Source organism: Bacillus sp. BR3(2024) (assembly GCF_039134555.1).
Lineage (GTDB): Bacteria > Bacillota > Bacilli > Bacillales > Bacillaceae_G > Bacillus_A > Bacillus_A cereus.
In genome coordinates, this window is record NZ_CP152433.1 from 4,344,218 (window position 1) to 4,359,485 (window position 15,268).

Sequence of the window (15,268 nt, forward strand, 5' to 3'; positions counted from 1 at the left end):
AAAGTGTCAATCCTATTTTTTCAAAAAGAAAGGGCCTTAGCCCGTTTGCTCATCCTCATTCTTTCTCTTCTCTTCATCTATTAGAACACGGCGTAAAATTTTCCCTACTGTCGTTTTTGGCAATTCATCTCTAAACTCATATACTTTCGGCACTTTATAAGCCGCTAAATATTTACGTGCAAACTGATTTAATTCTTCCTCAGAGCACTCCGTACCTTCTTTTAACACAACAAATGCTTTAACCGTCTCTCCTCGGTACGGATCTGGAACTCCAATTGTCACTACTTCTTGCACTTTTTCATGCTCATATAATACTTCTTCAACTTCACGAGGATACACATTAAATCCACTCGCGACAATCATATCTTTCTTGCGATCTTTTACATAGAAGAATCCATCTTCATCCATGTAGCCAACATCACCTGTATGGAGCCAGCCATCTTGCAATACAGCCGCTGTTTCCTCTGGCTTATTCCAATATCCTTTCATAATTTGAGGGCCTTTCACTACAATTTCACCTATTTCTCCTGGCGGTAATGCCTCACCAGTTTCAAGCGACATAATGATTGCTTCTGTATCTGGCCACGGAACTCCGATGCTACCTGGCACTCGCTTTTCCCATAAAAAATTACTATGTGTAACCGGAGAGGATTCTGTTAAACCATATCCCTCTACTAGTTTACCACCTGTAACTTTTTCGAACTTTTCCTGTACTTCTACTGGCAGTGGTGCTGATCCACTAATACAAGCACGAATAGAAGAAATATCGTATTCTTTTAAAAGCGGACTATTTAAAAGAGCGATATAAATAGTTGGTGCCCCTGGAAACAATGTCACTTTATGCTTCTTAATCGCTTCAAAAACCATTTTCATATCAAACTTTGGAATAAGGACCATTTTGTATCCTTGCATAATACTTAAATTCATAACAGCTGTCATACCATAAACATGGAAAAATGGAAGAACCCCAAGAACGACTTCTTCTCCTTCTTTGCAATTATATAACCATTGAACTCCCATTAACGTGTTAGAGACGAGGTTTTTATGCGTTAACATAACTCCTTTCGGAAATCCGGTTGTTCCTCCTGTGTACTGTAAAAGAGCTAGATCATTTTCAGGATCACAAGGCACCTCAACATTCGTATTCACTTCTTTTTCTACTGAATTCCAAAGATGAATCGTTTCACTCTCTGATACTTTCACAACTAAATTCGACTGTTTTTTCTGCACAAATGGATACAATAGATTTTTAGGGAATGGTAAAAAGTCTGCAATACGAGTTACGATAATATGCTCAATTTTTGTAGCAGATTGAACATTCGTTACTCTTGGAAACACTAAATCGAGACAAAGAATTACTTTTGCTCCCGAGTCATGAAGCTGATATTCTAATTCCCTTTCTGTATACAGTGGATTGGTTTGTACTACGATACCTCCCGCAAGTAATGTACCGTAATAACCAATTACAGCTTGCGGACAATTCGGCAACATAATAGCAACTCGATCACCCTTTTCCACACCGAGCTTTTGAAGATAATTTGCAAACCGCTTCACCTTATCATGGAAGTCCGAAAACGTAATATCCTTCCCTAAAAAGTGAAGCGCTTTCTTTTCTGGGTAGCGAGAAGCCATCTGTTCTACATATCTATGAAGCGGCTGAATATCATAAGAAACCGTACTCGGAATTTCCTCTGGATAACTTTTCAACCATGGTTTTTCCACCTTCATTCCCCCTTCAAATACATAAAAAATAAATGAATGTTCATTCATGATGGTTATTTTCATTATATTATAGTCACCATAGCGTTACAATCATAATATTCTGACTTTTATATAACTATGCTTTACTTCATTAATTTCTTATTATATGTAGAAACTCTCTTAATCTTAAAAGAGTAAGAGAGTTATGGCTTAGCTCAATCTTATTATCGTTAACACTGCTCCTGGGGTAGTTGTTGATAATGTTGCGACAGCTAACAAACCAAATAATTGTAAGCTAATAGCATCTCCTGCTGCAAGAGTTGTAATAATTGTTGCACTAAATGATGTGGTTGCTACCGCAGGAGAATTTATCGTCCCAGCAAGTGCCCCTCCATTAATTGTAATCCGTGAACTGACTAATAATGAAGCCGTTATATTAATTGTATATGAAATATAATAATTACCAGCATTTGCAACCGTAAATACTGTGTTTCCACCAGAAACAGTAATTCCTGGACCGATGTTTTGATTATTTGGAAGCGGGACATTCGTTCCACCAAGAACTACCGATATCGCTGTTCCCGACGTATTATTTGCAAATGCATATGTCGCCGTGATACTTGTACCTGTAGCCCCGGTTGAACCCGTTGAGCCCGTCGCTCCTGTTGCTCCTGTCGGACCGGTTGAACCCGTCGTTCCCGTTGGACCTGTTGAGCCTGTTGCTCCCGTTGGGCCTGTCACTCCTGTTGAACCCGTCGCTCCCGTTGCCCCTGTTGAACCTGTCGCTCCTGTTGGGCCTGTCGCTCCCGTTGGACCCGTTGCTCCCGTTACTCCTGTCGCTCCCGTTGGACCCGTTGCTCCTGTTATTCCTGTCGCTCCCGTTGGGCCTGTTGCTCCTGTTATTCCTGTCGCTCCCGTTGGACCTGTGTCGCCTGTTACTCCTGTCGCCCCCATTGGGCCTGTGCCACCTGTTGCTCCTGTTGCTCCCGTTGGGCCTGTGCCACCTGTTGCTCCTGTTGCCCCCGTCGGACCGGTTGGACCAACCTTAGGAACTGTCCCATCGCAACTAAAACAGCATGAATCAACATGTACACCATTTTGATTATTACACCCACAATATCCATTTACGTTATTGCTCCATGAAGACATGTTGATCACTTCCTTTACATTCGATCTTTTTAGCGCAATCACCGACTTAAAAAACACCTATCTAAATAACAAAGAAATACTTTGCCTAGTTGGGGATAAAACACAGATTTCCTCCATACATTCTAGTAATTATTACATGCCATTCACTCTCCTTTTGCTTGTACTTTCGCCTTATCTCCACAGACTATTAACAATACACATTACACTATCGTACACAGCCACTTTCCCATTTAAACTTTCCACATTCGCCAATATTTTTAGTAAAGAGGCTTATTCTTCATAAATAGCGACTATAATATATAAAAATCCGTATAGTTCGTTATTTTTCGTCAAAATTTTAAAAATATATTGACACTTAAAATATCCTCATAGTATGATTTGGGTGTTGTAATTGATAACCATTTTCACTTATGGTACTAGTTACAAAAAACACTTAATTTGGGGGCAGAAGATGAAGAAAATTCTCAGTATTTTCATAGTAGTTCTTCTATTCGCTGTTGGATGCGGACAGCAAAAAGAGGAGAAAAAAGAAACAAAAGCGGACAATAAAAATCAAGCTCTAACAATTAAACACGCTGAAGGGGAAACGAAGTTAGATAAACCAGCAAAAAAAGTAGTTGTACTTGAGTGGGTATATTCTGAAGACTTATTAGCACTTGGTGTTCAGCCAGTAGGGATGGCAGACATTAAGAATTATAATAAATGGGTAAATACAAAAACAAAACCGAGTAAAGATGTTGTAGATGTAGGGACACGTCAACAACCAAACTTAGAAGAAATTAGCCGTTTAAAACCAGACTTAATTATTACAGCTTCATTCCGTGGTAAAGCAATTAAAAATGAATTAGAGCAAATTGCACCAACAGTTATGTTTGATCCATCAACAAGCAATAACGATCACTTTGCTGAAATGACAGAAACATTTAAACAAATTGCAAAAGCAGTTGGAAAAGAAGAAGAAGGTAAAAAAGTATTAGCTGATATGGATAAAGCATTCGCTGATGCAAAAGCAAAAATTGAGAAAGCAGACTTAAAAGATAAAAACATCGCAATGGCACAAGCATTTACTACTAAAAACGTACCAACATTCCGTATTTTAACTGACAATTCTTTAGCTTTACAAGTTACAAAAAAATTAGGTCTAACAAATACTTTTGAAGCAGGAAAATCTGAGCCAGATGGTTTTAAACAAACAACTGTAGAATCATTACAAAGTGTACAAGATTCAAACTTCATTTACATTGTAGCGGATGAAGATAACATTTTTGACACGCAACTAAAAGGCAACCCTGCTTGGGAAGAATTAAAGTTCAAAAAAGAAAACAAAATGTATAAATTAAAAGGCGACACTTGGATTTTCGGTGGTCCTGAGTCTGCAACATCTTTAGCAACACAAGTAGCAGATGTAATGACAGCGAAGAAGTGATTACACAATGAATAGCTTACAACATACACTTCGAGCAAGTCTTGTATTCGGAGGAGGAGCAGCTCTCTTGCTCCTCCTTTTCTTTATTCATATCGGACAAGGTCAAGCAAACATTTCCTATAGTATGATTATTGATGCTCTTATCTCACCGAACCAATCACTAGAACATCAAACTTTAATTATGCTTCGATTACCTAGAGCTGTAATTGCCATTTTAGCTGGAGGCGCTCTTGCTGCATCAGGGGTTATTTTACAAACGTTAACGAAAAATCCACTTGCTGAATCCAGTACAATGGGTATTCACTCTGGCGCATATTTCTTTCTAGTAGCGGCTACAATTTTCTTACCGAAAGATTTACAAATTAATTCTCTTCTGTTCACATTTATCGGTGGTGCTATTACTGCTTTATTTGTATACCGTATTTCTGGTGGAAAAAAGGGAACCCCACTTAGAATGGCATTAGCTGGTATGGTCGTTACATTAATGCTCTCTGCCTTTACCGGAACGATGCAGCTTTTCTATGAAAATGAAACAGCTGGTTTATTTTTATGGGGAGCTGGCTCTCTTATTCAAAATAACTGGGATGGCGTTCAATTTGCTTTTCCATTTATCATTATTTCTTTCCTAGTTTTACTATTTATGTCTCGTAAACTCAACATTCTCTTACTTGGTGATGATGTTGCTATTTCTCTTGGTGAAAAAACAGCAGTAACACGTCTTATCGCCTTCATTGCTGCAATCTTTTTAACAGCAGTAATTGTTACTGTTGTTGGACCAATTGGCTTTGTCGGCTTAGTTGCACCTCATTTAATGCGCCTTATCGGATACCGTCAACACTTTACTCTTCTTCTCTCTTCTTTCTTATGGGGGGCAGTATTATTGCTTGGAGCAGATGTTGTCGGTAGATTAATAGATCCAACCGGTGCAGAACTTCCTGTTGGGGCAGTCACAGCAATGATTGGATCTCCTTGGCTTATTTACTTAGTGTATCGAATGATGAAATCGAAACAATATATGAATGATAACGGTGCGAATGCAGCTGGAGCTAGTTCCCGCTATTACTCTTATAAAAAGGTAATCATTATATCTATCACACTTTGTATTGTGACGATTGCTCTTGGTGTTACAATCGGTAGTAACGCTTATATCGAAAGCATTACTAATGTTATATCAGGTCAATTAACACAATTTGACAAAAATATGATGATGAATCTTCGTTTACCAAGAATGCTTGTTGCTGCTATTGCTGGCGCATGCCTTGCAATAAGTGGGCTTGTTTTCCAAAGTATATTACGAAACCCACTTGCCGATCCTTCTATTATTGGTATTTCATCGGGAGCTGGTGTCGGTGCTTTAACGATTATGTATGTCTTTCCTGCACTTCCTGGTTTCTTCCTACCAATTGGTGCATTTATTGGCGGACTACTTGCAGTTGGAATTGTCCTCTTCTTCTCTTGGAAATCAGGATTTAGTCCAACAGCTCTCGCTTTAATAGGGATTGGTATTTCTGCGCTTGGCTCAGCAATTATTCAAATCTTTATCGTTAGAGCCAATTTGAATGTTGCCGCTGCTTTAACATGGTTATCTGGCAGTACGTATGCAAGAGGGTGGAATCACTTAGAAAATATCATTCTATATCCATCTCTAATTCTTGTATTCATTATCTTTTTCTTAATAAAACAACTTGACGTTCTCGTACTGGGAGACGATTTAGCAACTGGACTTGGGCAACCAGTAAATAAAACACGTCTTGCTCTAATTGTGCTAGCGACACTACTTGCGTCAGTAAATATCGCTGCTGTCGGTACAATTGCCTTTTTAGGCCTTGTCGCACCTCACTTAGCAAGAATTGTTGTTGGTATGAACCATCAAAGACTATTCGTTTGCTCAGCACTGTTTGGAGCAATTCTTCTTTCCATTGCTGACTTACTCGGCCGAACAATTGCATATCCGAAAGAAATTCCTTCTGGTCTTGTCGTCGCTGTACTTGGAGCACCTTATTTCTTATGGTTGATGAGGAAGAGTGGGAAGAAAGTTAATTAAAAAGGAGGCTTCTTGTTAGAAGCCTCCTTTTTAATTAACTTTCTTTAGTGGGGGTTTTCTTCATCCCCGCTAATTATTAGCCCACACCAATCGGGCTTTTATGAGCAGTGAATCTCCCACCTAACTTCTTTGCTCCAGCCGAATCTTGAGGTGGAAGTTTTACTGTCCGACGAATAGCCGGATAAATTACTCTGATCTCACTAATTTCACAGATTCAGTACTCCCCATAAACTCATGATATACAGTTAATGTGTTCTCCTCAATTTTCAAATCAGCCTTATGCTTTATTTCCCCCACTAAAAATACAAGCTCTACAGAAATAATCCCTTGGTCCACACTTAATATTCGAAAGTCTCCTATAGTAGTCCCTTTCCCAAAAATATTATGTTCCATAAATTCTCCGCCTGTTTTCTCACTATTAATAGATTCTATTTCCAACCCAACTGGCCTGTCTGTACTTTCTGATGACATCCAAGACCCTTTTAACTTTCCAATATCATCCTCTTTTTTCTTTTCATTTTTTAACTCTTCCTCTTTTTCCTTAACTTCTGCTTGTTGAGTTAGTAAGCCATCGATTTGCTTATTCAGCTCTTCGGCCCGTTGATTTTCCGAAATAAATTGTTGATTTTGGCCAGTATCGTTAACAATTTTATTTACTATCCCTTTAGCCTCTTCATACTTTTTATCATTCTTTAACTTCTCTGCCTTTTCCAATTGACCTATATATTGACCTTTTAACTCTTTATGCTCTATGAGCGAATCTTTTTGTTCTTTCGCTTGACTTTGAAGGATTGCGGAACCATCTTTCATCTTTTCTACTTCTTGAAACAAACCTATTGCTTGTTCTATATTTCCACTCGATTTCTCTTTTATCGAACTTATCATCTTAGTAGTTTGGTCTTTTAATACCTTTGCTTCTTTATCATCCTTTTTCTCTTCTAATGCTAGCTCAAATGATGCTACTGCCGTGTCATATTCTTTACTCGCTAACGCCAATTTCCCTTGATCCATTGCTTTTTTATAGGTTTCATTGCTACATCCTACCATTAAAAATAAAATTATGATTCCTAAAATCAATCTTTTCATAATATCCCCCTAAATTAATATAATTCTATATACACTCAATAGTATCATAAAATTTATATATAAAATTTTAAATACCATCATTAAAACATAAAGGGAACTTGTCATTTCTTCTCGAACTTAATCTATGAACATAAGTAGAGGGGGATAACAATAATGTACCAAACAATTGAAGGCTTCTTGCAATCATGGACATACGAAGCAGAGTCTACTCAGAAAATACTTGATTCATTAACCGATGCATCTTTATCACAGGAAATTGCACCTGGACATTGGACGTTAGGCAGAGTTGCTTGGCATATCGTGACGGCAATTCCTGTTATACTATCTGGCACAGGGCTAAAGTTTGAAGGCGAAACGAAAGATTATCCTGTTCCTACTTCTGCAAAAACAATTGCAGATGAGTACCGTAAAGTGAACGCGGCTTTTGTTGAAGCACTTCAAAGCGAATGGACTGATAAAGATTTAGCAACTATTAATGACTTCTTTGGTCGCCCTATGCCGAATTCTATATTTTTAATGACACTTATTAATCATCAAAATCATCACCGCGGGCAAATGACGGTTTTAATGCGACAAGCTGGCTTAACAGTTCCTGGCGTATATGGTCCCGCAAAAGAAGAATGGGCTACGGCTGGAATGGAAGCTCCTAAAATGTAACAACAGAAAAAGACAAGGTGTTTACACATCTTGTCTTTTTCTGTAACTTGTTTCATGTGAAACTTTATATTGCATCTTCCCTCTCAATATTTTTAATTCCATAATAAGCAATCGCCACACCAATCACTGCAAATGCGAATTGAAGAGGAAGAAAGGTCGCTATAGGAAATATTGGTGGGTTATTAATTGCGATTAGCACAACGATAATAGACGAAACAATAGTAGTTGGCACTGAACGTTTACGCATCCCGAAGTATAGAGGAATTAAGCTTATTCCCGCAGTGGCAATGGCTAAAGGAACGAGATTTATCCCTTCTTGAATCAATTGATCTACTGCGAATGAATTAGGAAGAATCGAAAAATAACTATCTATTCCAATGAAAATTCCCACTACAAAAATATTAGATAAAATAACTGTTATGAATGTTAATATTGCTGTAATAGCCAACTTACTAATCATTATTTTCTTTCGATTAATTGGATAAGAAAACATCAATAATATTGTTTTGTTTTTATATTCATCAATTATTAACTTAGCTATTAGTACAGCACCAAAAATAATAAATGTTGCTCTCACTATTGAACTAGCCATTAACAAAATGGCCTGCGGATCTCTTATTTCTGGATCTCCCTCTATTTGAGAAACGATGCTAACAAAAATCAATAATGCCAGTATAGCAAGATTTGCAATTACTGCTCTCTTCACGTACCAGCCAAGTTTAATTTTCTTCAGTTCTAGCTTCATAAGACGTAGCATGATAGTCCTCCCTCCTCCTAAGACTTAATCAATATAAATGACCCCTGTCTTACTTAAAATCTCCACTTTGTTTTTTGCATCACCAATCGTTCCTACTTTTATTTTGTCTGTATTTTTATCTTTCTTAAGTTCTTTTAAATCCACTATTACGTCAGCCGAATTACTTTTAGCCATAAGCTTCAATGATGCCGGGACACCTTTATACCGTACGCCAATATCCCCTGATTTTGTTTCTATAAATAATGATTTTCCTTCTGTCATATCTTTCAGCAATACTTCCCCAAATGTTGAAGTGATGTTCATATTTGAGTTACTTACATTTGTTATATAGTTATCACCAGTCGTAGACTTTATATTTAATTCTTGTACTGAACTATCTTTTACAACTAACTCTCCACTTTGCGATATGAATTCACCTTTCTCGGCTGATAGTCCTACAATCATTCCATCCCCAGATTTGCCTTTCGTCACGATACTTTTTACTACTATATCTCTTATTTTCACATCACCTGATTTATTATTTAATACAATTTTATCTATTTCTTTCTTCGGAATAGCTATACATATACTATTCTTCTTCCTAAACGTAAAACCATTAAAAAATTTGTTCGCCTCTTGTTTTTGCTTAACCATAATTTTATTTTCATCATTTTCTATTTTGACGGGATCTATCTCTTTATCTGCTTGTTCACCTTGAGCGGAAATTATTATTTTATTAGCGTCTGTACTTTTAAATTCAAGATTCCAGTTTTCATTGTCTACTTCTATTTCTTTTATATTATTTATCTCAAAAGACTTTTCTTTCTTAAAATCTTTCCCCTGAAATATCTTAAAACCAAAAACCGCACTAGCAATTGTAATGAATAATATTGCAATTACTATTATTTTTTTCACTATTCATACCCCAGTTCGTTTTCGTTTTAAGCTTGCTTCACGCCACATCGATCTTGTCGATTTTACGAAACGATAGATAACTAATGAAAATTCCTAATAAACAGAGCACGATTGGGATAGCTATAAAATCAAACATACTTACTTGACCGTTTCCAGGACCATAGTTACCACTAATCAGCAAGCCAATTATTACTGCTGAAGTAATCGTTGTCGGTGTCGATTTCTTTCTCATTCCAAAAAATAAAGGAATTAAACTTATACCAGATATCATAAATGCACTTATAATAGTACCTGGAACGATAGCTATTATTTCACCTATCGTAGCAGGTGTTTCAATCAGTCCCATCATTGGACTCACAAAATATACGAGCAAGCTAATAATGAAAGTCGCGATAATCGTGCTCACAAAACAAAAACAGAAAACAATTGTTAATTTCGCACTCATTAGCATTTTCCTTTGTAGCGGATACATAAATGATAGTTGTATCGTTTTGTTCTTATACTCATCAATTACTAAACGTGATAAAATGACTGAACTAAAAATAATGAATGTTATCCTAATAAAAATATTTACTAAAGCCATGTTCTGTGTGAAGTCAAAGAAGAGCACGTCTCCCTCGGCTTTCATTCCCCATGCCATAAGGCTTACTGCAGCGAAAATTGCTATAATACAAATTGCTACACTTTTAAAGTAACTAGATAATTGATGTTTCTTCCATTCGAGCTTCATTAATTTAAACATATAAACCACGCCTCCATTCTTTATATACCTGTCTCTACGCTGCTAACATTCTAATTCCAGCAGTAACGAAGCTTAACATTCCTATCACTAGTAGGATTAACAACCATTTCCGCTCTGGTTTTCTATAATATAAAATTCCACTTACTAGCATTACGATAAATCCACTTACCAGGTTCAGCCACAGTCCATTAAGCATGAATGCCCTCTCCATCCATTACATTTAAGAAATATTCTTCTAAGGAACTATGTTTCTTATTAATACTTTCAATTTCCACATCGTTCATAATAAGTGCTTTGGAAATGGCTTGCTGTGTCACCGCCACTTCATAAACCCGAATCATGTTTCCACTCATTATTTTGTAGTTTTTTATACCAAGTTTATCTTCTAAAATATAAGCTGCACGCTTCACATCAGGAACAGTAATTTCAATGTACTCTGTTTGTTTTCCGTTAATACTCTTCATTGAAACTTCTTTTATTAGTTTTCCATTTTGAATGACACCAATTGTATCCGCCATTAATTCCATCTCACCTAAAATATGGCTAGAAACTAATAATGTAATGCCATATTCTTTGCAGAGCATTTTAAATAAGTCTCTTAATTCTTTAATACCAATTGGATCTAAACCGTTAATGGGTTCATCTAAAATGAGTAATTCTGGCTTTGTTACGATTGCCCTTGCAATACCGAGTCGTTGTTTCATTCCTAATGAAAAATCTTTTACTTTTTTATTATCTATACCTTGCAGCTTCACTAAATGTAAAGCATGGTCAATTTCATTTTTATCGTAATAGCCCATATATTCACAATGTAATTCTAAGTTTTCTTTCGCCGTTAATTTATCATAAAAGATTGGATATTCAATAATCGTCCCCATTCTCTTTAATACTTCATAAGATGTATCTGTTAACTTCTCACCGAAAATTTCAATCTCACCGCTCGTCGGTTTTATTAAATTTGTAATCATTTTCATAATCGTTGTTTTACCAGCACCGTTTGGTCCTAAAAAACCGTAAATTTCTCCTTTTTTCACATGCATGTTAACACCGGAAATAACTTCTTTCCCTTTAAACACTTTCGTTAACTGATTTGTTTTTAATATATATGTCATGTTACTTTCCCCTTTCGCAATACTCTATATTTCTATAATAGACAACGGAAATCTCTTTTTTCTTACCCGTTTCTTACAAATTCCTTACGCTGAAAAAAAGCTTGTAGAATCTACTGCTCTACAAGCTAAAACTGTATCTTTGTTAATACAATTGTAAAAATTGTTTTTTCATACGGTTTACTAGAAAGATGGATTTTCCCGTCCATCGCTTCCACCAGTCTTTTCGTAATCGTTAACCCTAAACCGCTTCCTTGGTACAATCTATTTCTCGAATCTTCAAGTGTGTACATACGCTCAAACACTTTATCAATATGAGATTCATCAATCCCTTTTCCTGTATCCCATACGTCTATATACACATTCGTTTCATCATCTCTTAACGTCATACCCAGTATCTTTCCATCGTCTCCATATGTAATTGCATTTGATATTAAATTGTTCAATACCCTACCTAATACTTCTACATTTCCAAGTGCATATATATTTCTTTCTGGTATATCAATATGAACTTGAAACCCTTTCGCCGTCACTAAATCATAAAAAGATAAAATCTTCTCACGACAAACTTCATTCATATTTACTTTTGTCATCTCGATTGCCTTGTCACCAGATTCTAGTTTTGCTAAATCAAAAAACTTATGAATCAGTTCCATTACTTCTAGTGTTTTCACATGCACCTTTTCAAGTAATATTTGCTGTTCTTCTTTATTCATCGTTTTATCCTTATTTAACATTTCTGTATATCCAAGAATAACTGTTAGTGGCGTCTTTAAATCATGTGAAATATTTGAAAGCATTTTTCTCATCGAAATTTCTACTTTTGCATGATCTGCATTCGTTTTCTGTTTTGCATCTAATAATTGATTAATTGCCACTAATAATTTTTGCAATTCTAGATCATCTGTCATAACGAGTAGCGTCTCGCCTGTTTGTAAATTTACAATATTTTCTAATTTTTCATATGTGTATCGTAAATTTTTACTACTATTTTTTCTCATTTTATATTGTATGTAAATGACACATAACAATATAAAAATAATACTTATTAACAAATTGACCATATTACATCACTTCCAACTTATAGCCGATACCCCATAACGTTTTAATATATTCTGGATTAGATGGATCACTTTCGATTTTCTCACGCAACCTTCTCATATGAACATTAATAACGTTATCGTCACCGTAATACTCTTCGTTCCAAATTAGTGTATATATTTGTGCTTTTGTAAATACACGATTTTGATTTTTTACAAACAATTTTAGAATCTCAAATTCTTTTAAAGTAAGTTTGAGAGGCTTCCCGTTTTTTTCCACAGTAAAATTAATTGGATCAATCGTTAAATCACCAATTTGAATCATCTTTTCTGTTGTTTCTGTAGCCGAATATTTCGTAGATCTTCGAATACCTGCCTTTACACGTGCAGCTAATTCAATCATAGAAAATGGCTTACAAATGTAATCATCTGCTCCAAGTCCTAATCCAACAGCTTTATCAACATCTGTATCTTTTGCCGACATCATTAAAATCGGAACAGCACTTTTTTCTCGAATGATTCGTACAACCTCTAAGCCATCTAGCTTCGGCATCATAATGTCGAGGATAATCAAATCAAATGAACCTTTTAAATATGTGTTCACGCCTTCTTCTCCATCAGACGCAATTGTTACTTGAAAGCCCTCTTTTATCAAATACTTTTCCACCATCTCTTGAATTGAGAGATCATCTTCAACTAATAAAATATGATGTGACATATGTCTATCCCCTTTTTACAAACGTTAACAACTCAATTGTATCGTAACTACTACAGACTTGAAACAAATATATGAATTTTCAAACCAACTTCCCTTCCTTCCTTAACAATGATATGATGAAATTCACTATGATTGTTCATAATTAACTTTATATAAAGGAGACTTATCATGTCAGAAAACAAAAAAGTAAGCTTAGCTGATTTAATGCGTGAACAACTTGCTAAGAAAAAGCAAGGAAATGGAAATGGTCAAAATGCAAAAAATCAAAGCCAAGAAACAAAAAAATTACAAAACCAACAAACAAAGAAAACAAACAACCAACGTAGACGTACAGGTGTGTAAATGAACGGACAAAAACGTTCTAATATCGCGCCCGGTCTTGAAGTTGATATTGTATTAAAACAAGATCAACGAACAGGCAAATTAACACGTGGAATTGTAAAAGATATTTTAACAAACTCCCCTTCCCATCCGCATGGCATTAAAGTGCGATTGCAGGACGGACAAGTCGGTAGAGTACAAAATATCGTTCAATAAGAAAAGGAGCTCAAGTAAACTCGAGCTCCTTTTCTTTATTAACCTTTAATTTTCTCGATGAAAACTACTTTTAAGTAGTCTCCTTCTTTAAATTGATCAATGGTACGGAAATCTTCTGGTAAAGAATGTTCTTCTAATATTTTATATTTGCCATTCATTTCTTTAAAGGATGTATCGATAAAGCCTTTAAACTTTTTCATATCGAATGCGCTACAATTTGTAGAAGCAACGATAATACCGTTATTTTCTGTAATAGCAATTGTTTCTTTTAATAAATTTTTATAATCTTTTGCTGCACTAAATGTATATTTTTTTGAGCGGGCGAAGCTTGGAGGATCAAGTACGACCATATCAAATTTCATCTTTTTTTTAGCTGCATATTTGAAGTAAAGAAATACATCTTCTACAATAATATCTTGTGCTTCATAATCAACTTCATTTACACTAAACTGCTCAATCGTTTTACTTAAACTACGATTTGCAAGGTCAACACTCGTCGTTTTACTTGCTCCGCCAAGCGCTGCAAATACAGAGAAAGCACCTGTATAAGAGAACATATTTAACACTGTTCTTCCCTTTGCATATTTATCACGAATTTGTTTTCGAACGTTACGTTGATCTAAAAATACACCAACCATTGCCCCATCATTTAAATAAACCGCAAAGTTCACACCGTTCTCTTTTACGATAAGTGGGAACTCGCCGCGCTCTCCTGCTACGAAATCATCACCCTCAATATATTTCCCTTTCGTATCAAAACGCTTTTTCTCATAAATACCTTTAAAGTTTGCTACTTTTTGAAGAGCGGCTATAATCTCATCTCTGAAAGTGTAAATCCCTTCACTATACCAACTTACTACGTAGTAGCCATCATAATAATCGATAATTAGTCCTCCAAGACCATCACCTTCACCATTCACCACACGGAATGCTGTCGTATCACTTGATTTATAAAATTGCTTTCGTTTATGTAGGGCAGATTTGATTTTACTTTCAAAGAAAGATTGATTAATTTGTTCACTCTCTTTTCTCGTTAAAATCCAGCCGTATCCTTTATTTTGCTTTCCATAATAACCTTTTCCGACAAAGTTGTTCTTCTCATCTACTACTTTGATGATTGTTCCTTCTTCACGAACATCATTTAAATTTTGAATCGCATCTTTTAAAATAAGCGGATATCCACTTTTAATTTCTTTTATAAATTTCGGTTTTATTTTTACAGTTACTTCTAATCGCATATAATAACTTCCTTTCCATTTGCATGCTTTCTCTACAGGAAGCATTTGAAAAACGAGACTGAAAAAACAGCCTCGTTTCACTATACCATATTATTGCTTTGCTAGTACAACTAGCTCATTCTCGCACTTAACCGCCACATATTTACTATGTTTTGAAATGAAAATCTCAC

The 15,268-nt window shown here is 35.7% G+C and carries 16 protein-coding genes; 5 read left to right on the forward strand and 11 right to left on the reverse strand.

What is annotated here, in order from left to right; genetic code table 11:
* Window positions 1–36: 36 nt before the first annotated feature.
* Together V7S45_RS22370 and V7S45_RS22375 are read right to left on the reverse strand one after the other, a co-directional pair.
* Window positions 37–1,722, reverse strand: a complete 1,686-nt coding sequence (locus V7S45_RS22370; protein WP_000414746.1) for a long-chain-fatty-acid--CoA ligase — start codon at window positions 1,720–1,722, stop codon at window positions 37–39.
* Between the two features lie 189 nt (window positions 1,723–1,911).
* Entirely contained in the window at window positions 1,912–2,850 is a 939-nt protein-coding gene (locus tag V7S45_RS22375; RefSeq protein ID WP_342761492.1) for a collagen-like protein, read from the reverse strand.
* A gap of 451 nt (window positions 2,851–3,301) precedes the next feature.
* Here V7S45_RS22375 and V7S45_RS22380 point away from each other — a divergent pair, with 451 nt between their 5' ends.
* Window positions 3,302–4,276 (forward strand): iron-siderophore ABC transporter substrate-binding protein, encoded by a 975-nt coding sequence (locus V7S45_RS22380; RefSeq protein WP_088345806.1) that lies wholly within the window; start codon window positions 3,302–3,304, stop codon window positions 4,274–4,276.
* A gap of 7 nt (window positions 4,277–4,283) precedes the next feature.
* On the forward strand, window positions 4,284–6,320 hold the full coding sequence (gene fhuB, locus V7S45_RS22385; RefSeq protein WP_001087088.1) for a Fe(3+)-hydroxamate ABC transporter permease FhuB: 2,037 nt from the start codon (window positions 4,284–4,286) through the stop codon (window positions 6,318–6,320).
* Between the two features lie 186 nt (window positions 6,321–6,506).
* Here the strand turns inward: fhuB and V7S45_RS22390 are convergent, their stop codons facing one another.
* Window positions 6,507–7,406: a hypothetical protein gene (locus V7S45_RS22390; RefSeq protein ID WP_088345206.1), complete on the reverse strand. Its 900-nt coding sequence runs from the start codon at window positions 7,404–7,406 to the stop codon at window positions 6,507–6,509.
* A 153-nt stretch (window positions 7,407–7,559) separates the two neighbouring features.
* On the opposite strand from V7S45_RS22390, the gene V7S45_RS22395 reads away from it, so the two are divergent.
* On the forward strand, window positions 7,560–8,063 hold the full coding sequence (locus V7S45_RS22395) for a DinB family protein (RefSeq protein ID WP_000284968.1): 504 nt from the start codon (window positions 7,560–7,562) through the stop codon (window positions 8,061–8,063).
* A 64-nt stretch (window positions 8,064–8,127) separates the two neighbouring features.
* Here V7S45_RS22395 and V7S45_RS22400 read toward each other — a convergent pair whose 3' ends face one another.
* The 7 genes from V7S45_RS22400 to V7S45_RS22430 form a co-directional block, all read right to left on the reverse strand.
* Window positions 8,128–8,820, reverse strand: coding sequence for an ABC transporter permease (locus V7S45_RS22400; protein WP_000945198.1), 693 nt, complete (start codon window positions 8,818–8,820; stop codon window positions 8,128–8,130).
* A 24-nt stretch (window positions 8,821–8,844) separates the two neighbouring features.
* Complete coding sequence (locus tag V7S45_RS22405; protein ID WP_088345208.1) at window positions 8,845–9,714, reverse strand: DUF4097 family beta strand repeat-containing protein; 870 nt, start codon at window positions 9,712–9,714, stop codon at window positions 8,845–8,847.
* A 37-nt stretch (window positions 9,715–9,751) separates the two neighbouring features.
* Window positions 9,752–10,456, reverse strand: a complete 705-nt coding sequence (locus tag V7S45_RS22410; RefSeq protein WP_000475549.1) for an ABC transporter permease — start codon at window positions 10,454–10,456, stop codon at window positions 9,752–9,754.
* Window positions 10,457–10,490: 34 nt separating this feature from the next.
* Window positions 10,491–10,652, reverse strand: coding sequence for a hypothetical protein (locus V7S45_RS22415; RefSeq protein ID WP_000931817.1), 162 nt, complete (start codon window positions 10,650–10,652; stop codon window positions 10,491–10,493).
* Entirely contained in the window at window positions 10,645–11,568 is a 924-nt protein-coding gene (locus V7S45_RS22420; protein ID WP_000221069.1) for an ABC transporter ATP-binding protein, read from the reverse strand. Before V7S45_RS22420 ends, V7S45_RS22415 begins: the two co-directional genes overlap by 8 nt.
* A gap of 125 nt (window positions 11,569–11,693) precedes the next feature.
* The gene (locus tag V7S45_RS22425) at window positions 11,694–12,629 is read right to left on the reverse strand and encodes a HAMP domain-containing histidine kinase (RefSeq protein ID WP_000247684.1); all 936 of its coding nucleotides are present in this window, start codon (window positions 12,627–12,629) and stop codon (window positions 11,694–11,696) included.
* A gap of 1 nt (window position 12,630) precedes the next feature.
* Window positions 12,631–13,323 carry a response regulator transcription factor gene (locus tag V7S45_RS22430; RefSeq protein ID WP_000018056.1) on the reverse strand — a complete coding sequence of 231 codons (693 nt, stop codon included), beginning with the start codon at window positions 13,321–13,323 and terminating at the stop codon, window positions 12,631–12,633.
* A gap of 168 nt (window positions 13,324–13,491) precedes the next feature.
* Here V7S45_RS22430 and V7S45_RS22435 point away from each other — a divergent pair, with 168 nt between their 5' ends.
* Window positions 13,492–13,665, forward strand: coding sequence for a hypothetical protein (locus V7S45_RS22435; protein WP_001293578.1), 174 nt, complete (start codon window positions 13,492–13,494; stop codon window positions 13,663–13,665).
* Window positions 13,666–13,860: a YwbE family protein gene (locus tag V7S45_RS22440; RefSeq protein ID WP_001014310.1), complete on the forward strand. Its 195-nt coding sequence runs from the start codon at window positions 13,666–13,668 to the stop codon at window positions 13,858–13,860.
* A 38-nt stretch (window positions 13,861–13,898) separates the two neighbouring features.
* Here V7S45_RS22440 and V7S45_RS22445 read toward each other — a convergent pair whose 3' ends face one another.
* Window positions 13,899–15,098: a class I SAM-dependent rRNA methyltransferase gene (locus tag V7S45_RS22445; protein ID WP_088345210.1), complete on the reverse strand. Its 1,200-nt coding sequence runs from the start codon at window positions 15,096–15,098 to the stop codon at window positions 13,899–13,901.
* Window positions 15,099–15,268 lie beyond the last annotated feature (170 nt).